Genomic DNA, 19,824 nt, shown 5'->3' on the forward strand with positions numbered 1-19,824 from the left:
GATTCCTGAGGAGAACCATCCATGCGATTCAAACGACCCCAGGTGCGGTACTCGGAAACGCCCGAGCCCCTCACCCCGTACCAGGCTGCGGCGCAGGTCTGGGACCAGCGCATCGGCAGCGCGCGCGTGCAGGCCAGGAACTGGCGGTGCATGGCCTTCGGTTGCCTCTCGCTGGCTCTGCTGATGGCCGGTGGGTTGTTGTGGCGCTCGGCGCAGTCCATCGTGACGCCCTATGTCGTCGAGGTCGACAGCGCCGGCCAGGTGCGCGCGGTCGGCGAAGCCGCCACGCCGTACAAGCCCAGCGACGCGCAGATCGCGCATCACCTGGCGCGCTTCGTCACCGACGTGCGCTCGCTTTCGATCGATCCGATCGTGGTGCGGCACAACTGGCTCGAGGCCTACGAATACACGACGGACCGTGGCGCCGCGGTCCTGAACGACTACGCGCGCGCCAACGATCCGTTCTCGCGCATCGGGCACAGCTCGGTGGCGGTGCAGATCAACAGCGTGGTGCGTGCCAGCGAGGCCTCGTTCCAAGTGCGCTGGACGGAGCGCCGCTATGTCAACGGTGAAGCGGCCGGGCTGGAGCGCTGGACCGCAGTGCTGGCGATCGTGCTGCAGGCGCCGCGCACCGAGGAACGACTGCGAAGAAACCCGCTGGGCATCTACGTCAATGGTCTGTCCTGGAGTCGCGAACTCGATGCGACGGACACAGCCAAGGGAACCAAGCCATGAAGACTGATTTACGTAGGTGCGCATCTGCGCCGATCCTGCTGGTCGCGGTGGCGGCCACAGTCGTGAGCGTCTGCGGTTGTGCCACGCAGGGCAAGCCGCCGCCGGCGATCTCTCTGGACGAGCCGGTGGCCGTCGCCGCGCAGCCGTTGCCGCAACCGCCCCAGCCGGTCGAGGTGTTGGAGATACCGAAGCCCATGCCGCTGCCCGGGCAGATGAAAGCGCTGCCAAGCGTGCAGGAAGCCAAGCCGATGCAGGAGCCCTCCGACGAGAAGGTGCGCGTCTCCCGGGCCAATGCGCAGGCCCGCATCGCGCCGTCGCGCGAGGGCTACGTCAACGCGATCCAGGTCTGGCCGTATGCGGACGGCGCGCTCTATCAGGTCTACACCAGTCCGGGCCGCGTGACGCTCGTCGCGCTGCAGGAGGGCGAGGAACTGGTGGCGGTCTCGGCCGGCGATACGGTGCGCTGGATCGTGGGAGATACGGTCAGCGGCAGCGGTGCGAACCAGCGGGTTCATGTTCTGGTGAAACCCACGCGCGTGGGGCTGAAGACCAACCTGGTCATCACCACGAACCGGCGCACCTACCTGCTGGAACTGTCCTCGACGCCGCAGGCCTGGATGGCGTCGGTATCCTGGGACTATCCGAAGGACCGGATGCTGGCATTGCAGAAGCAGGCGAGGGAGGCGCAGGCCGCGGCGCCGGTGGATTCGGGCCTGTCGGTGGAACAGATCCGGTTCCGCTATGCGATCAACGGCGATGCGCCGTCCTGGAAGCCGCTGCGCGCCTTCGACGACGGGCAGCGGGTCTACATCCAGTTTCCGGGCGGCATCGCGCAGGGCGAACTGCCGCCGCTGTTCGTGATCGGGCCGCAGGGCGATGGGCAGCTCGTGAACTACCGCTTCCGCTCGCCGTACTACGTGGTGGACCGCCTCTTCGGCGCGGCGGAGTTGCGTCTGGGCGGCTTCAAGGGCGGCAAGGCCGCGGTCGTGCGCATCGAGCGCACGGATGGCGCGAACGGCAGTGTGCGGGGCGCGCGGAGCGATGGATCATGAGTGCGGAAGACACCTTGCCGCCCCTGTCGTCCCAGGTCGCGCCCAAGGTCGCGCCGGAGACGGTGGCCCTGCGCGCGCAGCCCCGGTCGGTCGTGCGGCTCAACCGTCGCATGCTGGCGGGCGTCGCCGGCACCTTGGCCGCGGCCGTGCTGGGTGGCACCCTGTGGTCGCTGCAGTCGCAGAAGCGCGAGCGCAACCCGGCCGCCGAGCTGTACAACGTAGACCGCGTGGCCCGGGCCGATGGCCTGGACCAGCTGCCGAAGGACTATGCCGGGATGCCGCCGGCGTCGACGCCGGTGCTGGGTCCGCCACTGCCAGGAGACCTCGGCTCGGCCATCGTGAAGGCACAGCAGCCGATGGAGGAGAGGACGGGCCAAGGCGTCGATCCGGCGCAGGCCGAGGGTTTGGCGGCCGAGGATGCGGCGCGGTCCTCGGTGTTCTTCCGGCGCAGCGGCGACGGTGCCGCTGCGAAGCGGGGGTCGGTCGCCGAGAGGGCTACGCCCGAAACTGCCATTGATGCGTCCGGGCTGACGGCGGGCCAGCCGTTCAACCCGTTGAGCTCGATGAGCCCGACCATGGCTTCGCCGACCGACCCTGCTGTGGCACAGAACCGCCAGGATCGAAAGGAAGCCTTTCTTGCGAAGGCCGGTGACACGGCCACGCGCAACCCGGGCGGCCTGCAGTTGCCGGCTTCGCCATACCAGGTGATGGCGGGAACCATCATCACGGCAGCGCTGGTGACGGGCATCAACTCCGATCTGCCGGGGCAGGTGATCGCCAACGTGACCGAGGCGGTCTATGACACGGCCACGGGGCGCCATTTGTTGATCCCGCAGGGCTCGCGGCTGATCGGTCGCTACGACAGCCAGGTGGCCTTCGGGCAGCGACGCGTGCTGCTGGTGTGGACACGGCTGATCCTGCCGGACACGTCGTCGGTGGTGCTGGACCGGTTGCCGGGGATTGATCCGGCGGGCTACGCCGGGCTGGAGGATGCGGTCGACTGGCACTGGGACCGCATCCTCGCCGGGGCGGCGTTGTCCACGCTGCTCGGCGTGGGGGCCGAGTTGGCGGCGCCGCAGAGCCGGACAGATCAGGACGGCAACCGCCTCGTGATCGCTGTGCGCGAAGGGGCGCAGGACACGGTGAACCAGGTTGGGCAGGAGATCACCAAGCGCAACGCGAGCATTCAGCCGACGCTGACGATCCGGCCCGGGTTTCCGATGCGCGTGATGGTGAACAAGGACCTCATCTTGCGGCCGTACCAGCCGTTGTTTTTTACGCGCGGGAGGCCGCAATGAGCAAAGGTGCGAGTCGATTGAGCCTGGGCGCGCTGCCACGCGCGGACAGCGTGAAGCTGACGATCACGGTTCCGGCGGAACTCAAGGCGCAGCTCGAGGCCTATGCTGAGGTGCACAGCGGGCTGCATGGGCCGGTGGATGCGGTGGCGCTGGTGCCGCACATGCTCGCCGCGTTCATCGCGCGTGACAGGGGCTTCAGGGCGCTGCGGATCAAGGTAGCGAAACCCAAGGCTGAATGACGTCGCATGACGCGTCACTTCGGGGGCAGCGAGCCCGAACTGGCAGAACGGCAGGGCAGTTCAAGGTCGGGGTCGCGGCGCGCTGCCTGGAAGCGGCCGGCTTCACCAACGCCTTGGTCGAGCGACGCTTCTTGTGGCGCGGTCTTCGAGACTCGCGGAGCCGCTGGGGGGCTCAAGGTGAGAGCAAACGGCGTAGGGGGTAGGTGTCGACCGGGAACCTGACTGGTCGCGTTGAACTGGGTCCAGTGGTCAGGCGTGTCCGGATTGCGCACTTGCTCTGCCCACCGAGCGGTGATCAGGCCAGGGCTTGGGCTTCCTTCAGAAACTTCTCGGCCTGGCTGCGCATGCCCTTGGCGATGGGTGCCCAGATGCGGTCGGGGAAATCTTTGGGCAAACGTGTCTCGACCGAACTCAGTGCCGGGTTGACCTGTTCGACCAGCCCCAGCATCGTCTCCCACACTGCGGGCCCGCCGTTCTTCAAGGCCAAGCCGTGCCAGTGCCGGGCGCGGATGCCGTAGATGTCGTAGTGGGTGTTCTTCGAGCGCAGCGCCATGGCGAGCCGCACGTTGCGCAGGTGGAGTTGGCCACGGCCCTTGCCGACATAGGGCCACACGGACAGGATGTCGTACAGGGGAGTCAGCTCGTAGGCATTGCCTTGGCGCAGGAAGATCGAAAAGTTCTTGGCGTGCCCGTCAGGCGCGGCCATGAGCCAGAACGCCAGTTGGGCGAGTTGGAAGGCTATCCGGTCCGTGGTCGCATCGGTGCTCCCGGCCAGTAGCTGAAGACCTTGGGCGGCAGAGGGGCCTCCATCGTCTTCATATCTCAGGCGCGGGGGCAGGCCCAAGGCCTGGCAGAAGTCCTCCTGGGGCATGCGAACGATCCATTGCCCGTCACCCATCCATGCGCGGTCGAAGCGCTCAACGACCAGCGCGCGTTGGTCGCCGAAGCGGGCCATCTCGGTGCGCGCCATCGGAAGACCCAGCGCCTCAATGATCTGGGCGCACACCCATTCGTTCTCCACGGAGTCGAACATCTCGACCCGGCTCGTGTTGGCGATCACGCCCAGCGGGAGCTTGAAGATATGGGTGCTGGGTGTGGCCCCGAGGGGGCGGCACCATTGGCCATTGACGCGCGTGAAAGCGGTCTTCTCCTGAGCGCCCGCCAGGGAAATCCGAAAAGCCGGCGTTGCGTCGCCATGGCGCGCGATCGGGTCGGCGGGAACGTCACGAAGTGCCTTGGCCACCTCGTCCTCGGACAGCGCTTCGCACTCGACGCGATCCCATCCGTCGGGCGTTGTGCCTTCCGGCAGCAACTGCACGGCGCCCACGCAGTCGCGCCCGATGGCTTCCAGCAGCGCGAAGGCTTCCAGCGTCTTGGTCTTGAACCGTCGCCCGATGCGCTCGCGGATCCGCTGGTTGTCAGGGAGCAGGTTGTCGAAGTAGTTGGCGACGACATCGCCCTTGATCTCCAGGGTGCGGGTGAGCGGCAGCGACAGGGACAGCGGCCGCGACTTCTCTGATTCCAGCCAAGAAGGGGTGTATTCAAAGCTGTGGGACCCCCGGTGGACGCGCCAGGTACCTACCCATTCGCCGTTCATCCAGGCATTGAGCGTCGCCATCACCAGGAGCCCTTTTTCGGGCGGATGATGAAAGCACTGGACGTGGAGCGGATTCCGGCGGGCGCAGGATTCGCGTCCTGGTGCGCTGGTGCGTCGGAGGGGGCCTGGGTGCTGCCGCGGCGCGCAGAGGTCGACTTCGCAGAGTACCTGCCTCCACGGGGCAAAGGCTGCACTTGCCCCTGGCCAGCCGGGGGCTCGTTGGTGGAGGGGCGCCTCAATGCTTTCTTGGAAGGATGTGGCGAGACAGATTTTGGCGACGCAAGCTTGCCAGGGAGGCTGGCCGCGATCATTTCCAACCCATCGTCGCGCAAGACCAGGGATGCGCGAAGCGCGGAGAGCAGCTTCATCAACTGGTCGACGCTCACGACCCCCGGGTTGTTCTCGATCTCTGCGATACGGGCCTGGCCCACGCCGAGCAACTGCCCGAGGGCGGCCTGGGTCAGGCCGCGCGCCTTCCTGAGCGCGCGCAGGTGCTCACGCAGTTGGCTGGGAAGGTGAATGGGGAAGTCCATGCGCATCGTCATCTTTGAAAGCCAATATACTGGCTTTAGCATATATTTACAAGATACTTGCTTTGGTGTATTTATGCTCTTTATCGGGAATGGGCAATACTAGTGCGCAGTTCTCGGCAGGACGCCCACGCCCGGCGCGTCCTTGGTCTGCTTGCGCAGAAAGGGGATGCTGCGTCCCAGCGATCTGGACGCCATCGACGCGCCCCGGGTGGCCCTGACGCGCATGACCGCGACCGGCCTGCTGGAGAAAGTCGGACCTGGCCTTTTACTGTTTACCGCCTGCCCGAGCGCGAAGGCGCCGAGCAAGAGCGCCTGGTGGCGATTGCCGCCAAGGTCCCCCAGGCAGTTGTTCTGTCTGCTCACCGCCCTGCAATTGCATGCGCTGACCACACAGCTGCCGCGCCAGGTCTGGATTTGCCATGCCAGGCGGCAGCCATGTGCCGAGGATCGACTATCCGCCCGTCGAGATGGTCCAGATTTCGGGTGAGGCCTATTCGGCGGGCACCGAGGTGGTTGAACGCGATCAGGTTCAGTTGCGCGGCTACTGTGTGGAGGTACGGGCGCGGCGGGGCGGTCCAAAGTCAACCGGCAAGCTCCCCTCCGATTTCACTTCCCTCAAGACAATTGCTGACCGTACGTGCGTGACGCCGGCCTGCTCGAACAACGTGGTGTGCAGGAATTTCTCGTAGTGCTTGATGCCCGGCACATGCACCGTAAGGATGTAGTCGGCCGGTCCGGTGGCCGAAACGCAGCGCACGATCTCAGGGCTGGCTTCGACCGCCTTCTCGAAGTCACGCACCTTTGATTCATGGTGCCGGTCGAGATTCACCTCCGTCACCGCCGCGAGATTGAGGCCGACCTTCTCGCGATCGATCACGACGGTGTAGCCGCGAATCACGCCCGAAGCCTCCATCTCCTTGATGCGGCGCCAGCAGGGTGTGGAGGAGAGGCCGACTTTGTCCGCGATCTGCTGCACCGTTTGCCGGGCATCGCGCTGCAACTCCAGAAGGATTTGCAGCGAGTAGTTGTCAAGAGGAATGGAATCTTCATTCATGGGTTTATTGGAGAATGGCATTCTCGAATCTAGGGTCGATTCGGGTGCATTCGGGAGGATATTCCTCGCTGGCGGGAAGAACAATCCTCGAATGAGTTCTCTGGCGAATCCCTCTCCAATCCAGCGTCCCGCGTACCAGCTGTCCGACAGCCTGTGGGCCCGCTCCGGCGCCGTTTTTCTGACCGGCACGCAGGCCCTGGTACGTGTGCTCCTGATGCAGCGTCAGCGCGATCAGGATCGCCGTTTCGATACGCAGGGCTTCGTCAGCGGGTATCGCGGTTCGCCGCTGGGCATGGTCGACCAGGCGATCTGGAAGGCCGGTCCGGCTTTCAGCGACGCCGGCATCCGCTTCGTCCCGGCGATCAACGAGGAGCTCGCGGCGACCCAGGTGCTGGGCACACAGCGCGTGGAATCCGATCCCGAGCGCACGGTCGAGGGTGTGTTTGCGATGTGGTACGGCAAAGGGCCGGGCGTCGATCGCGCCGGCGACGCACTCAAGCACGGCAACGCCTACGGCTCGTCGCCACATGGCGGTGTGCTGGTGGTGGCCGGCGATGACCACGGTTGCGTCTCGTCCTCGATGCCGCACCAGAGCGATCATGCCTTCGTGGCCTGGAGCATGCCAATCTTGCAGCCGGCTTGCGTCGCCGAATACCTGGAGTTCGGCCTGTACGGCTACGCACTGTCGCGCTTTTCGGGTGCGTGGGTCGCAATGGCGGCCCTGTCCGAAGTGGTCGAGAGTGCGGGCACAGTGGACCTTGACCTGATCAATGGACGCATCGCCGCATGGGCTGATCCCGACGCCGTGTGCGCCGCCACCGGTTATCGCGCGCCGCACGATGGTCTTCACTACCGCTGGCCCGACCTGCCTTCGCTTCGCATCGAATCGCGCCTGGCCGACAAGCTGGAGGCTGTGACCGCCTTCGCGCGTGTCAACAGCATCGACCGCCATGTGATCGAGAGTCCGCATGCCAAGGTCGGCATCGTGACCTGCGGCAAGGCGCACTACGACCTGATGGAAGTTCTGCGCCGCCTCGAAGTGACGCCGGACAGCCTCGCGCGCGTCGGCGTCAAGCTCTACAAAGTCGGGCTGAGCTTTCCGGTCGAACAGACGCGCATGCGGGCATTCGCCGAGGGCCTTGACGAAATCCTGATCGTCGAGGAGAAGGGCGCGATCGTCGAAACCCAGTTGCGCGACCTGTTTTACAACGCGCCGCCCGGTGCGCGTCCCGCGCTGGTCGGAAAGCACGACCGCGACGGACGGCCGCTGGTGTCGGCGCTCGGCGAGCTGCGCCCCTCGCGGCTGATCGAGCTCGTTGCTCACTGGCTGGCGATCCATTTCCCGGACAACGCCGAACTCGGAAATCACTTCCAGCATGTGCGCGACTTCACTTTGCCGCCGTTGCTGAGCAACGACGGGGACAGCGTCAAGCGCCTGCCGTACTTCTGTGCCGGCTGCCCGCACAACACCAGCACCAAGGTCCCCGAAGGCTCGACCGCGCGCGCCGGCATCGGCTGCCACTTCATGGCCAACTGGATGGATCGCAGCACCGCCGGCCTGATCCAGATGGGCGGGGAGGGCGTCGATTGGGTCTCGCACTCGATGTTCACGCGCACGCCGCACGTGTTCCAGAACCTTGGCGATGGCACCTACTACCACTCGGGCTATCTCGCGATTCGGCAGGCGGTCGCGGCCAAGGCGACGCTGACCTACAAAATCCTGTTCAACGACGCGGTCGCGATGACCGGCGGGCAGCCGGTGGACGGCGTCATCAGCGTCGATGCGATTGCACGACAGGTCGAGTCCGAAGGTGTGAAGCAGGTCGTGGTCGTCAGCGACGCGATCGGAAAGTATGAGCACATCAAGCACAGGTTCCCGACCGGCACCGAGTTCCATGACCGCAGCGAACTCGATGCGGTGCAGCGGCGCCTGCGCGAGATCAGCGGCGTGACCGTTCTGATCTACGAGCAGACTTGCGCGGCCGAGAAGCGCCGCCGTCGCAAGAAGGGCGAGATGGTCGATCCGGCCAAGCGACTGTTCATCAACGAGGCCGTCTGCGAGGGCTGCGGCGATTGCAGCGTGCAGAGCAACTGCGTGGCGGTGTTGCCGCACGAAACTGATCTGGGCCGCAAGCGCAAGATCGACCAGACGAGCTGCAACAAGGACTACTCGTGCGCCCAGGGCTTTTGCCCCAGCTTCGTCGGCGTGACCGGCGGTGCGCTTCGCAAGAAGAGCGGAGCGCTGGCTTCGGGCGGCGATGCCTTCATGCGGCATGTGGCCGACCTGCCCCGGCCGGCCGCGCACACGTGGGATGCACCCTACGATTTGCTCGTGACCGGCGTCGGTGGCACCGGCGTGGTGACCGTGGGTGCGGTGATCGCGATGGCCGCGCACCTCGAAGGTAAATCGGCCAGCGTGCTGGACTTCATGGGCTTCGCACAGAAGGGCGGTGCCGTGCTGAGTTTTGTGCGCCTGGCCGACACGCGCGCGCGGCTCAACCAGGTGCGTATCGACACGCAGCAGGCCGATGCGATCCTGGCTTGCGACGTCGTCGTGGGCGCGTCGCCCGATGCGTTGCAGACCGTGCGCCATGGACGCACTCGCATTCTGGCAAACACGCACGAGATCCCGGTGGCCGAATCGCTGCGCAATCCGGATGCCGATCTCAAGGTCGAGCTGCTGCTCGAGAAGATGCGGTTTGTCGCCGGCAGAGATCAGGTCGAGACCTTCGATGCGCAAACGATGGCTGAGGAGTTCCTCGGCGACACGCTGGCATCGAACATCCTTGCCACCGGGTACGCATGGCAGCGCGGGTTGATTCCACTGAGCCTGGAGGCAGTGACGCGCGCGATCGAACTCAACGGTGTCGCGGTCGCTTCGAATCTCATGGCCTTCTCGCTCGGTCGGCTCGCCGCCGGTGCGCCGCAGGCCGTCGAAGGATTGCGTGTCGCAACCGCGCAAGCGGCGGTGGATGAGCCCCTGGATGCTCTGATTGCCCGCGCACGAGTGCATCTGACCGGCTATCAGAACGCAGCGTGGGCGCAACGCTTCGAGACGCGCGTACGCGCCGTGCAGCAGCGCGAGGCGGCGCTGGCCGGCGGCGACCCTGCATTGCCGCTCACGCGCAATGCGGCGCACAGCCTGCTCAGGCTCATGAGTTACAAGGACGAATACGAGGTGGCACGCCTGTACAGCGACGGTACCTTCCGCGACAGGTTGGCCGATCAGTTCGAAGGCGACGTCAAGCTCGAGTTCTATATGGCCCCGCCGTTCCTGTCGCGGCCCAGGAACGGGCAGCCCCCGGCCAAGATCAGACTGGGCGCGTGGATGCTATCGGCCATGAAGTGGCTGGCCCACGGCAAGCGCCTGCGCGGCACGGCTTTCGACTTGTTCGGGCATACGGAGGAACGCCGACTGGAGCGCTCACTGATTGACCACTTCGATGCGCGGCTCGACGAATTACTGGCTGAACTGTCGTTAGACAACCAGAGGCTTGCTGCGCAGATCGCCGCAGTGCCCCTGTCGATTCGAGGCTATGGCCATGTGAAGCTGGCCAATCTCGCACTGGCGCGCGGCAGAGAGGCTGAGCTAATGCACCGTTTCTCGCCCGAGCGCTATCCGAGGCCTGCGACGGAGGCAATGGCCGGGCAGATTCGCGGCATCGCAGTCGTGGGGACACATTGAGCACGGGGTCATGGAACTTAACGGACAGTGAACCCGAGCGGTGCTTCAAGGAGGGCATCCCCGATTGCGACCTATCCGCCCTGTCGGACCTGCGCAGCCCACATTGACAAGGGCCGGGCCTTAAGGCTACGTAATCGAACGGCAGAAGTTCAGCTAGGCTGCGAGCAGACATTCGCTGAGTCGCGCGGGGCTTTCCGCATGGGCCTTTTCGGGGGACTCAGAATCACTTTCGCTCACTGTGAAGAGAGCGCGGCCCGACACTGCTTGCTCCGACGGCGCTCAGCGGCCTGAAGCAATTTCGTTGCGCAGCCCATCGACGAGGATGGCGAGCACCGCGCGAAACTCGGTCTCAGCATCACTGGCCGAAGCCGCCGTGGCGATTTCAATCAGATGCGGAAATCGGTCCGGAGGGAGAGCTTGAAATCGAGCAATTGTCTCGCTGACGGACTCGCCGGCCTGTAGCGTAAGCGGACCAGCGAGCTCGGCTTGCGCGGCGCCCATGATGAGCGCAGACACCGCTCTGAAGGCAACGAGAAGGCGGTGTCCGGTGTGTCCGCCGCGCGCCAACGTTTGCAGCAGTGCCTCGGCCACTCCGAACACTTCCGGCGAACGGCTGCGCCTGGTCAGGATGAGGGGTATGACATGCGGGTGAGCTCTGATGGAACGCCACAGCATCACCGCGATGTCCTCCAGCTCCTCGTACCAGGCGAGTTTGCCGTCGGGCGCCCATCGAGCATCTCCGACAACCGCTTCGACCACTAGGACTTCCAACTCCTCTCGCTGCGAGACGTAGTTGTAGAGGGTCATTGCCCCGGTTCCGAGCTCGCTGGCCAACGCGCGCATGGTAAGGCCCCCGAGTCCGTGCGCATCGACGAGCGCGAGTGCGGCTCGCTGGAGCTGCTCACGGGTGAATTTCGCAGGGCGTCCCACACTTGACTCCATTCTGAATAGGAAGGTACATTCGGTTGACGTACATTGTACGCAAATATTCCACTTAGGGATCTGCCTCAGCTGAGGCCCGGATCTGCATCTCGTTCAAGGAAAATTCATGAGGCTCTCAATAGGCGACATAGCACCCGCAACGACCCTGAAAACCATACGCGGGGAGCATCTGACTGTGCCGGATACCTCCGGGCGGCTTGTTCATATGCAGTTCCGGCGCTTCGCTGGCTGTCCGGTATGCAACTTCCATCTTCTGAGTCTCGCGAGAAGGCGCGAAGACCTCGAGGCGGCGGGCATTCGTGAAGTCATCCTCTTCCATTCGTCGCATAACGAGATGCTCAAGTATCAGGCGCAGCTCCCCTTTGACTGCGTCGCCGACCCAACCAAGCAACACTACCGCCGGTTCGGGGTGGAAACCTCTGGACTTGCGGTGTTGCACCCACGCGTTTTCTGGAGCGGTTTGCGTTGGGTCCTGACTACCGGCCGCTTCTACAACAAGGCCGAGAATGGAATCCTAGGCTTGCCTGCAGATTTCCTTATCGACTGGAGGGGTCATGTCGTAGCGGTCAAGTACGGCCTTCATGCGGACGACCACTGGGATGCTGATGAACTGTTGAGCCTCGCGTCTGACCTGTGTCGCGGCGGCGGCGCCGGCGCCAACCAAGGCTCACCAACGCCATAGAGTTAGGATTCCGCCATTTGCGGGCATCCGGATCAAGTTTCAGCATTGCAGTTCTAGAGCTCGATGTAGCGCTTGACCGCTCGAATTCGCTCTTCGTATGAGTACATGAACTACCTTCAGGTAGTCCAAGATTTCTGCCGCACCCCCCATCCGCCTCATGGAAGAGATCGTCGACAGCGTGAAGCGCGTGACGGACATCATGGGCGAGATCACTGCGGCCAGCCACGAGCAGACCCAGGGCATCGAGCAGATCAACCAGGCCGTCACCCAGATGGATCAGGTGACGCAGCAGAACGCTGCTCTCGTCGAGGAGGCGGCTGCCGCGGTCGGATCCCTGCAGGAACAGGCGACCAGCCTCGTGCAGGCTGTCAGCGTGTTCAACCTCGGGAGCGAAGGTGAGGTCAGCCGGCAATCGGCGGTTGCAACGGCGCGGGCCGCCGCACAGCCGAGGGCAGCAGCGCAACTCGCCCGACGGAATCGAGCCGACTGGCGCGCCGAAGCAGGATCTGCGTTCACGAATCTTGCCGGCCGCGCAGCTTGTGCGGGCTCGGAACTAGCCATGCACGGCTGATCTTGCTAGACCCCCAGGGTCATCAGGTCGCCGAACCGGACGCTGCCCACCTCCGCGTTCTGGGCGGTCACCTTAACGCCGAGCTTCACGCCATTTCTGTCCCCAACCGGGAACAACTTGGACTGCAGCAGTTGGCCGGCGCCATCCGCCCACGTTTCGACTTTTCCCCTCAACGCGACTTGTGCCGTACCGTTGAGGCTGTTGGACTGTTCCGACCGCATTCCTGCTGCCCAGTCCGCCCGTGCATTCGCGCTCCATGTAGCCATGTTTGACCTCTTGAAAGATAACAAGTGAAAATCGTGCTTGCTTAAACCACGGCGCTGTTTCAGGCCGTCTTCGTGCCCATATCGCCTCTGAGCATGTTTTGGCGATAACCATCGAGCTCGAGAATCTTCTGCTTCGATGCCCGCTCCCGGTCCGCGACGATGTCGTCGAGCCGCGAGGCCGCCGACTTGAGGTAGTCCTTGAGTTCCTGGTCGTACAGGTAGTGGGCTTTCGCCTTTGCAAGCTTCGTGTAGCCATCGGCAAAGCAGGTGGCGAACTTCTCTGAAACGAAACCGATCGCCCGCCATTCCGCCACACGGCTGAGGAAGAACCTATCGGTACTCGCGATGAGGTGGTCGAAGGGCTTTTGCCGAACCTTGTCCCGGGCAACGAAGCCTTCGAACAGTTCGATGTCCAGCGTCGTTTCGCTCACCACGGCATCCATGAACTGGGCAAACGAGAGGAAGAAAGCCGAGATTTCCTCGATGATCTCCCGCGCCCGCTTCAATGCGCTGATGCTCAGATTCAGTGACTGCACGGCAAGCTGAATGGTCTGCTGCTTGTTGAGCTGGCCCGTGAGAAGCGCCTTGATCTTCACGAGTTCGGCGTTCTGGGTGCGCCTCTCCTTCTCATAGGCCTCGACCTTGTCGAGCATCTTCATCTGCATCACGCGCAGTTCGGCGGCGGCGCTCTGCTGCGCCTCGCTCAACTTGCCCAGCCCCTTGTCCAGCGCGACCAGCGAAGCCTGCAGGCCGGACAAGGCGCCGATCAGCTTTGCATAGGTGGCCTCTTCGGCTTCCAACGCCTTGTCGGCGGCGGCAATGCGGGCCTTGAATCCCTTGACCGCCGCGGACTCCTGCGCCTGCCCCTCGGCCTCGGGGTGGTCCTTCGCGGCCGCCTTGCCCGGTTCCTTGCCGGCTTCCTTGCCGGTTTCCTTGTCCTGGGCTTTCCCGGCGGGATTGTCCGCAGCCTCGCCCGGCTTCTTCGCTTCCTTCTGGAGCTCCTTGTCGAGCTCCTTCTTCAGGTCCGTCAGGTTCTTCCTGGCTTCGGCGATCTTCTTTTCGGACTGCTCTGCCGCCGCCTTTTTCTCCGCGATTTCGACCTTGGTCTTCACCACATCGGCGTCCGTGCCGCCAGCGCCCTTGTCGTCCGGGTTCTTGTCGCCGACGACCCGCTTGACCGTATTGGCCGCCGCGGCGCCAATCACCGACGCGCCGCCGGTGGCCGAGGCCGTCAGGGCCGTGACGGCCGCGGGAATCGCGGCCGACAGCACCTGCGCGCCGACCTGGACAATGGACATGATGAACGCGCGCTCTTCAGCCGTATGCGCCTCGCCCTCGTACTTGAGCGCCAACTTGTCGTACTTCGTGACCTCGGCTTGCAGGTCGGCGACCAGCGCTTCCAGGCCGGCCCGCTTGGCGTTGGCCTGGTTGATCTCCTCCTGGATGGCAGCGTCGCCTTTGAGCTGATCGGCCAGCGCCAGCTCGCTCTTCTTCGTCGCCGCGGAGGTGCCCTTGATGATGCCGTCGTAGACCGCGGCAACGCCATCCAGCTCCTTCTTCACCGCGAGCGCTGTTGCCTTGATCTTCCTGGACAGGGCGAGGATTTCATCCTTGATGAAGTCCTTGACCTCGGCGACGCCACTGAGGTCCTCCACGCTCCTGCATTCGCGCACTTCCTCCCATTCGGGGAACACCTGGCCGATCGAGACGACGACCCCGCCGGCCGCCGTCATGGCGCGGCGCATCGCCAGGTCGCTCTGCTTTTGCGCCACGGTCAGGTTGTTCATGACCTCTTCGATCTGCGCGCGGATCTCCCCTTCCTCGCGGGGCGTGGTGTTGTAGGCGATGTAGAGAAGATCGATGGCGTAGTCGGTGTCCTGCTTCGAGCGCAGAACGTCGTACTTGCCCTCGATCTTGTTGACGTACAGGGCGCAGACCTCCTCGTCTGCCGGCGGGAGCTTCAGCGGAACTGCCGCGATGAGGTGCGTCAGCCGGGCGTCGATGTCGCTGTCAAGCCGGGATGCGGTGTTGTCCATGTTTTTCTTCTCCGTTGGGTTCAGTTTGAAAGGCATGTCGTCACCCAGCCCGCGCCCAGCGCCTGGTCAACCCGCGAGGATGCAGCGCGACCGCTCTGGGTGGTGCCGTCGATGCCTCGCGAGATGTCGTCGAGCTTGCGCAGCGTGCGCGGACGCTCATCGGCCAGGTCGACTTGGGCGGCCGCGGCCAACTCGCTGGCGAACTGGTCGATGGAAACCAGCAGGGGCTGGTCCAGCAGCGTTACTTCGAGGATCGACTTCTTGGTGCTGACGATCTTCCCTGTCGTCTCGACGACGTTCGAACGCGTGAACGCCAGTTGGGCCCTGGTTCTCACGAGGCTAGCGTCGGCCGTGTCGTGGTCCGCCTTGGCCTTGTCCAGGGTTCCCTGTGCGATGTCCCTTCGTCTTCGGGCCGCCTCGAGGTCTGCCTTGGCCGTTGCCAAGGTGGAGACCTTGTACTTGTCGTTGAAGGCGCACCATCTGCGATCAAAGGGGGCGACATAGGACACGTTGCACAGCTTCTCGTACTGCTCGTACCGCTTTCGGTTCGGCATCGACGCGATCTTCTTTTCATGCTCGGCCACGCTGGTCGCGGCGGCTGCGAGGTCCCGCCCATGCGCCTGGCTGGCCACCGCCAGCGACTGCACCTGAGCGTTCAGGTCGTTCTCCTGCGTGAGCAGCGGGCCCAGCTGCAGCTGCAGGTCCTTGCTGCGCTGCTCAAGGTTCACCTCGTGCTGCCGCAGGCACTGGGCCACGCGCGTGAATTCGAGCTGCGATGTCCTCGCGCGCTCGAGCTGCGAAGCAAACTGCGCGAGCCGTTCGGGGTAGGACATCCCATCCTGGGCCTGCGCGTTGAAAGCGAGCGCGAGCACGGCGGCGATGAGATGGCGGGCGATGCCGGCGCGCTTCATGCCGCGAGCGGTATCCTGCAGGGCGGTAGTGTGTTGGACCATCCGCGGGATCGTAGGGAGTCCAATGACGCTCGAACATAACCTCAACAGGTGATCGCGTGAGCCCTGACCAGCCCGAGCCGACGGCCGCCTTTCCGTCCACTTCCGACAGGCAGCCCGAGGCCGCGATGTTCGCGCTCTGGGACGAGCTCGCGGACTTCGGCGCCGGTGACGGCGACGCCGCCGTTGCGCATCTGCTGTCACGGCTGTGTGCCATCTTCGCCGCGCAGAACGCCCTCTGGTCGGTGGTCGTGCGCCTGCCGAGTCCGGCCACCGACGATCCCCTGAACGGCTGGCGCCCACGCATCGTCGAGCTGCTCAAGCCGCTCGCGCCGGTGGCCCAATCCTTCCAGGAGCAGTTCGACGCGTTGTGGTCGCCGTCGCTGGACATCTCGCAGGTCCTCGCCATGGCGGGCGATGAGGCCTTCCGCACCCGGCTGCTGTTCGAGGCGCTCCCGCCCGAGTGGTTCGACGGCGCGCATTACCGGCGCCACTACCTGGACGTGGGCCATGCGGACAGCATGTCGATGCGCTGCGCCCTCAACGAGGACGTGCGCGTGCACATCTTCGTCTTTCGCGGCGCGCAGGCGCCCCGGTTCGCCGCCACCGACAAGGCGCCCTTCGGCCTCGCCCTGCGCGGGCTGCGCTGGTTCTACCGGCAACAGGTCCTCAGCCACGGGCTGCTCATCGCCACGGCGCCCCTGACGGCGACTGAACGCAAGGTGCTGATGGAGCTCCTGGACGGCAGAACGGAAAAGATCATCGCGGCGCTCCTGGGCCAGAGCCCCAACACGACACACATCCACGTCAAGTCGATCTATGCCAAGTTCGGGGTGCACAATAGGGCCCAGTTGACGTCCCTGTGGCTCGGGCGCCTGCCCGATGCGGGCGATCCGCGCATTGCCTCCGGCGACGCCTATGCGGCCCGCTCACGCCCGGCGCGAAGGCCCGCCGTGCAACTGCATGAGAAATCGACGGCACCGGTGCCGGTGCAACCGACGATGGCGTAGCGGGAAACAGCACGTCGGTGCGCATTCCCGCTGCGGTCATGGACGCCGCGCAGCTTCACCCTCCCGCCGGGGAGATCGACGCGGTACTCCTTTTTCGAGGAGGCTGATTAGAAGCCGATCGCCGGCCTGGACCAGTTTCAAACGACATCAAGCCCGGCATTTCGATCGGCTGGCGACGTGGCCCGGTCGCCTCGACGTTTGCATGTTGACGCTGCTCATGCCAGAGCCGCGTCGATCTGCAGCTCTCGGTGGAACCGGGCGTCGTCCGAAATCGTGCGATGTCCGAGGTGCCCAGGCTGCGGTACCAGGTGATCCCGCGCTCATCGGCACTACCCTTTTCCTTGCGTATCTCGAACTGCCCGGACTTCTTGAGGAGCTCCCGCCATTTGCTGCAGAAGTACTTGCGAGGGCTGTGCCCGGGGTGGGATGTCCGAATCGCCTCCACCGCCTCTTCCAAGCGCGTCATCTCACCGCGCGGCGTCTTTTCTTCTTGCCGGCGAAGGAGCTGGACGGCCGTACAGTTTGGCCAATCAACCGTCCCATCGGGCAGGATGCCGTGCAGGAACTCGTCAAACTGCGGGCCCGGGACGAAGGCGGCAAAGTTTTGCTGGGCTTCCATGGCGGTCTTCGCCCACTGATGGAGTTCCGCATAGGACGCCTGGGCGGTCGCGATCCCTCAGGCAAGAAGCGCGAGCGCACTGTCGCAGCTCGCCTGTGTGGCGAGGTCATGCTCCTCCAAAAGATGGTGGACGATGCGATTGCGCAGGGTCTTGAATGCCTCGAGCCTCGCCTTGGTCTGGGCGAGGTTGGAGGCGCCTTCCCTATCGCGGTCGCGCTCAACTCTGAACGACGCTGCTGAAACGAAAAAGCCCCGGCTGTTTCCAGTCGGGGCAAGAGGTCGGTGGTCACGACCTTGGAGAAGGGTTCCCACACGAGAAACTTCATCATGGGCGCTTAGACGGTGCCGATCAACAACCCCGCGCACTGGAAGTTACGCGCCGGCCTTCGAATAGGCACTACCGCACGGTTTGACGACAAATTCGTCGATCTCCCTGCGCGACGCCCCAATGAAAAAGCCCGGATCGTGGCGTGTTTCGCTGCTTCTGGTGAACCCTTCCCTATCGCGGTCGCCTTGCGAGACTTTCACCCCGGAGTGGTTTGAACGGCAGTTGCCGGAAGGTTTGAGTAGACAGGGCAAATGTCCTGTTCTCTTTGAACGCCGCCGCTCATACCATGCGCCCGAGGCGCGACGCATTGTTCCGGATCGCCACTCGCGTCACTTATTGCTAGGGAACCCAATGAAAACGTTGCCTGAAGGATCGTGTTTCTCGGCGGGGTCGGCAACGACGACAGCTAGCTGCCTACGCATCCGGCATGCCATGAATGGTGCGCACCTCTTCACGCGTGCAAGGTGGGATCTAACCCGCTGCGCAGCAGGATGGCGAATTCCTGCGGCGAAGATGACCTTTCGGCGTGCACCGACGCTTGCGCTGGGGAGGTGAGAGAGGCCATGAATCTAGAGAAGGACCACCCGCCGGAGAGCGCGGACTGGCTGGCACCTCCGGAATGGACAATGGAAGTTCAGCAGGAAGAGGACCAGTCCATCATCGTAGTGAAGCGCGCTGGCATGCAAATGTGCCGGCTGTCGGTCGCGCCGGTCGTGGGCGATGAAGTGGCCGTCAGGCATGTCCTTGCCAACAAGGCACGGCATTGGATCCGTGATTTCCTGAGCAGAGCGGCCGACTGATGTGGCGCTGGGCACGAGCTTGGCTCTGGGATGCCCGGTTCGTCGTCGGGCAGGGCTTCGTGGGGGTGAAGCTGCCGCCACTGCGCCGGCTGTGGGTGCGGCTGATGGGCAAATGAACGGCTCGCGAAGGGGCTTGCCTACCGTGACATGGCGGTGGCACAGTCCCGTCCCGTGGCACACCCTACCATCAAACAATTCGAGCGGCGTGCGGCCCTGCTGGATCGTCAGGGCAGCATGTGGGATCTGGACGACGCAATCTCCGAACTGGCGGCGTGGATGGATCTGGCCCGCTACAAGCTCACCGACGACGACATGGCCTTCCTGGGGCAGATCGGCGGTGTGCTCTACCGCGAGGGGCTGCGTCGGCGCGCCAAATGATGGAGCAAGGCTGTCTGCTGGCATTCGCGGACGGGCATAGAAAAGCTCGCCGAAGCGGGCTCAGGACGATGCGCCGCCGATCCTAGAACAGGCCTGGATCGTCGGCACGCTTTGGCGCAATGATCTGCCCGCTGTGGGCCCGCGGCGCTCGCGGGGGCAGAGGGGCGGCGTAAGACTCCAGCGGCCCCATCCACTGTCGGAAGAACTTCGGCGCCTGGGGCAGCGGGCACGTCAGCCACTCGTCGTAGTCGCTGGGGTCCAGGATCACCACCATGCGCTTCTCGTCCTCGGCTTTGTGGAAGCGCTGCATCACCGGTTGGCCGTCGGCGTTGACGGTCAGCATGGTTTCTTATCGGTAGTAAGCGTTACTGAGGGCTTCAGCTTGGAGGCTGTAGAGAGTCAAAATCCCTGGCGCGGCGCGTGCGGGGGTACCCTATGCCCGCTTGTGGCATGCTGGCCGGCCGGCCGCAGTCGGCCAGGAACGGACCTTCCCGCGAACCACCTGATGACCGTCGAGAACACCTCAATCGTTGACGCCTTTGGCGCCGGCAAAGACACCGGTGACGTCCGGCTGAGCATCTTCGGCTCTCGCTCGCAGTCAGCCAACGCTGTTAACACAGCAATTTTTGTACTGGCATCCTGTCTATGTGCAGGTGCGCACGCAGAGGAACGGCCGGGCAACGAGCGCTTGTTCGAACGCGTCACGCAGTCTCATATGTTTCCTTCCGGTGGCCGCGAAACCGGGCTGCTGAGGCTTGGACCTGCGTCGGGTGGCCAAGCCCTCTTTCAGCTTGAAGTAACCAGCAATCCGATGGCATCGGACGACGGGTACTGGACACGAAATGGCGTCATTGAAGAAGGAGCGCTCGTAATTCACGGCGATGCAGCCACCTATAGATCGGTCTATCCAGAAGACAACGAACTAGTCTTACTGTGTCATAAGAGAAGCCTTGCGTTTGCGCGCAGGCAGCACGGACATCGGGGCAGCGTCGCGATCAAGGCTGCGGCGATAAGCAGCCGCAAGGTCGTGATGGACGATCGGACGTGGC

The 19,824-nt window shown here is 64.3% G+C and carries 21 protein-coding genes and 1 pseudogene; 12 read left to right on the top strand and 10 right to left on the bottom strand.

What is annotated here, in order from left to right:
• Positions 1–21: 21 nt before the first annotated feature.
• Genes trbF through ACIPRI_RS15990 form a run of 4 tightly spaced genes read left to right on the top strand, consistent with a single transcriptional unit; the run spans position 22 to position 3,324 of the window.
• Positions 22–735: a conjugal transfer protein TrbF gene (trbF, locus tag ACIPRI_RS15975; RefSeq protein ID WP_446622423.1), complete on the top strand. Its 714-nt coding sequence runs from the start codon at positions 22–24 to the stop codon at positions 733–735.
• Positions 732–1,787, top strand: a complete 1,056-nt coding sequence (gene trbG, locus ACIPRI_RS15980; RefSeq protein WP_446622424.1) for a P-type conjugative transfer protein TrbG — start codon at positions 732–734, stop codon at positions 1,785–1,787. The genes trbF and trbG overlap by 4 nt, the downstream gene beginning before the upstream one ends.
• A complete protein-coding gene (locus ACIPRI_RS15985; RefSeq protein ID WP_446622425.1) occupies positions 1,784–3,085 on the top strand; it encodes a TrbI/VirB10 family protein in 1,302 nt (433 codons plus the stop codon). The genes trbG and ACIPRI_RS15985 overlap by 4 nt, the downstream gene beginning before the upstream one ends.
• Positions 3,082–3,324, top strand: coding sequence for a DUF2274 domain-containing protein (locus tag ACIPRI_RS15990; protein WP_446622426.1), 243 nt, complete (start codon positions 3,082–3,084; stop codon positions 3,322–3,324). The genes ACIPRI_RS15985 and ACIPRI_RS15990 overlap by 4 nt, the downstream gene beginning before the upstream one ends.
• A 295-nt stretch (positions 3,325–3,619) precedes the next feature.
• Here the strand turns inward: ACIPRI_RS15990 and ACIPRI_RS15995 are convergent, their stop codons facing one another.
• Entirely contained in the window at positions 3,620–4,942 is a 1,323-nt protein-coding gene (locus ACIPRI_RS15995; RefSeq protein ID WP_446622427.1) for a type II toxin-antitoxin system HipA family toxin, read from the bottom strand.
• Positions 4,942–5,454, bottom strand: a complete 513-nt coding sequence (locus tag ACIPRI_RS16000; protein ID WP_446622428.1) for a helix-turn-helix domain-containing protein — start codon at positions 5,452–5,454, stop codon at positions 4,942–4,944. Before ACIPRI_RS16000 ends, ACIPRI_RS15995 begins: the two co-directional genes overlap by 1 nt.
• A gap of 166 nt (positions 5,455–5,620) precedes the next feature.
• Here ACIPRI_RS16000 and ACIPRI_RS16005 point away from each other — a divergent pair, with 166 nt between their 5' ends.
• Positions 5,621–5,941, top strand: a complete 321-nt coding sequence (locus tag ACIPRI_RS16005; protein WP_446622429.1) for a hypothetical protein — start codon at positions 5,621–5,623, stop codon at positions 5,939–5,941.
• A 54-nt stretch (positions 5,942–5,995) separates the two neighbouring features.
• Here the strand turns inward: ACIPRI_RS16005 and ACIPRI_RS16010 are convergent, their stop codons facing one another.
• Positions 5,996–6,508, bottom strand: coding sequence for an Lrp/AsnC family transcriptional regulator (locus ACIPRI_RS16010; protein ID WP_446622430.1), 513 nt, complete (start codon positions 6,506–6,508; stop codon positions 5,996–5,998).
• Positions 6,509–6,599: 91 nt separating this feature from the next.
• Between ACIPRI_RS16010 and ACIPRI_RS16015 the strand changes: the two genes are divergently transcribed.
• Entirely contained in the window at positions 6,600–10,193 is a 3,594-nt protein-coding gene (locus ACIPRI_RS16015) for an indolepyruvate ferredoxin oxidoreductase family protein (RefSeq protein WP_446622431.1), read from the top strand.
• A gap of 279 nt (positions 10,194–10,472) precedes the next feature.
• On the opposite strand, the gene ACIPRI_RS16020 is transcribed toward ACIPRI_RS16015, so the two are convergent.
• Complete coding sequence (locus ACIPRI_RS16020) at positions 10,473–11,135, bottom strand: TetR/AcrR family transcriptional regulator (protein ID WP_446622432.1); 663 nt, start codon at positions 11,133–11,135, stop codon at positions 10,473–10,475.
• A 106-nt stretch (positions 11,136–11,241) separates the two neighbouring features.
• Between ACIPRI_RS16020 and ACIPRI_RS16025 the strand changes: the two genes are divergently transcribed.
• Together ACIPRI_RS16025 and ACIPRI_RS16030 are read left to right on the top strand one after the other, a co-directional pair.
• Complete coding sequence (locus tag ACIPRI_RS16025; protein ID WP_446622433.1) at positions 11,242–11,817, top strand: peroxiredoxin-like family protein; 576 nt, start codon at positions 11,242–11,244, stop codon at positions 11,815–11,817.
• A gap of 151 nt (positions 11,818–11,968) precedes the next feature.
• Positions 11,969–12,388 (top strand): annotated as a pseudogene (locus ACIPRI_RS16030) (methyl-accepting chemotaxis protein); the annotation flags it as partial.
• A 5-nt stretch (positions 12,389–12,393) separates the two neighbouring features.
• Here ACIPRI_RS16030 and ACIPRI_RS16035 read toward each other — a convergent pair.
• Genes ACIPRI_RS16035 through ACIPRI_RS16045 form a run of 3 tightly spaced genes read right to left on the bottom strand, consistent with a single transcriptional unit; the run spans position 12,394 to position 15,601 of the window.
• Entirely contained in the window at positions 12,394–12,654 is a 261-nt protein-coding gene (locus tag ACIPRI_RS16035; RefSeq protein WP_446622434.1) for a hypothetical protein, read from the bottom strand.
• A 59-nt stretch (positions 12,655–12,713) separates the two neighbouring features.
• Positions 12,714–14,690 (bottom strand): hypothetical protein, encoded by a 1,977-nt coding sequence (locus ACIPRI_RS16040; protein WP_446622435.1) that lies wholly within the window; start codon positions 14,688–14,690, stop codon positions 12,714–12,716.
• A gap of 20 nt (positions 14,691–14,710) precedes the next feature.
• Positions 14,711–15,601: a hypothetical protein gene (locus ACIPRI_RS16045; protein WP_446622436.1), complete on the bottom strand. Its 891-nt coding sequence runs from the start codon at positions 15,599–15,601 to the stop codon at positions 14,711–14,713.
• A 98-nt stretch (positions 15,602–15,699) separates the two neighbouring features.
• On the opposite strand from ACIPRI_RS16045, the gene ACIPRI_RS16050 reads away from it, so the two are divergent.
• On the top strand, positions 15,700–16,650 hold the full coding sequence (locus ACIPRI_RS16050) for a helix-turn-helix transcriptional regulator (RefSeq protein WP_446622437.1): 951 nt from the start codon (positions 15,700–15,702) through the stop codon (positions 16,648–16,650).
• Between the two features lie 55 nt (positions 16,651–16,705).
• Here the strand turns inward: ACIPRI_RS16050 and ACIPRI_RS16055 are convergent, their stop codons facing one another.
• Positions 16,706–17,269, bottom strand: a complete 564-nt coding sequence (locus tag ACIPRI_RS16055; RefSeq protein WP_446622438.1) for an OST-HTH/LOTUS domain-containing protein — start codon at positions 17,267–17,269, stop codon at positions 16,706–16,708.
• A gap of 57 nt (positions 17,270–17,326) precedes the next feature.
• Positions 17,327–17,581, bottom strand: coding sequence for a hypothetical protein (locus ACIPRI_RS16060; RefSeq protein WP_446622439.1), 255 nt, complete (start codon positions 17,579–17,581; stop codon positions 17,327–17,329).
• A 579-nt stretch (positions 17,582–18,160) separates the two neighbouring features.
• Here ACIPRI_RS16060 and ACIPRI_RS16065 point away from each other — a divergent pair.
• Positions 18,161–18,397 carry a hypothetical protein gene (locus tag ACIPRI_RS16065; RefSeq protein ID WP_446622440.1) on the top strand — a complete coding sequence of 79 codons (237 nt, stop codon included), beginning with the start codon at positions 18,161–18,163 and terminating at the stop codon, positions 18,395–18,397.
• Between the two features lie 147 nt (positions 18,398–18,544).
• Complete coding sequence (locus tag ACIPRI_RS16070; protein WP_446622441.1) at positions 18,545–18,775, top strand: hypothetical protein; 231 nt, start codon at positions 18,545–18,547, stop codon at positions 18,773–18,775.
• Positions 18,776–18,857: 82 nt separating this feature from the next.
• Here the strand turns inward: ACIPRI_RS16070 and ACIPRI_RS16075 are convergent, their stop codons facing one another.
• Complete coding sequence (locus ACIPRI_RS16075; protein ID WP_446622442.1) at positions 18,858–19,118, bottom strand: hypothetical protein; 261 nt, start codon at positions 19,116–19,118, stop codon at positions 18,858–18,860.
• Between the two features lie 162 nt (positions 19,119–19,280).
• On the opposite strand from ACIPRI_RS16075, the gene ACIPRI_RS16080 reads away from it, so the two are divergent.
• The coding region (locus ACIPRI_RS16080; protein WP_446622443.1) for a hypothetical protein at positions 19,281–19,824 on the top strand (544 nt) is incomplete at its 3' end.

Source organism: Variovorax sp. LARHSF232, from assembly GCF_052871435.1.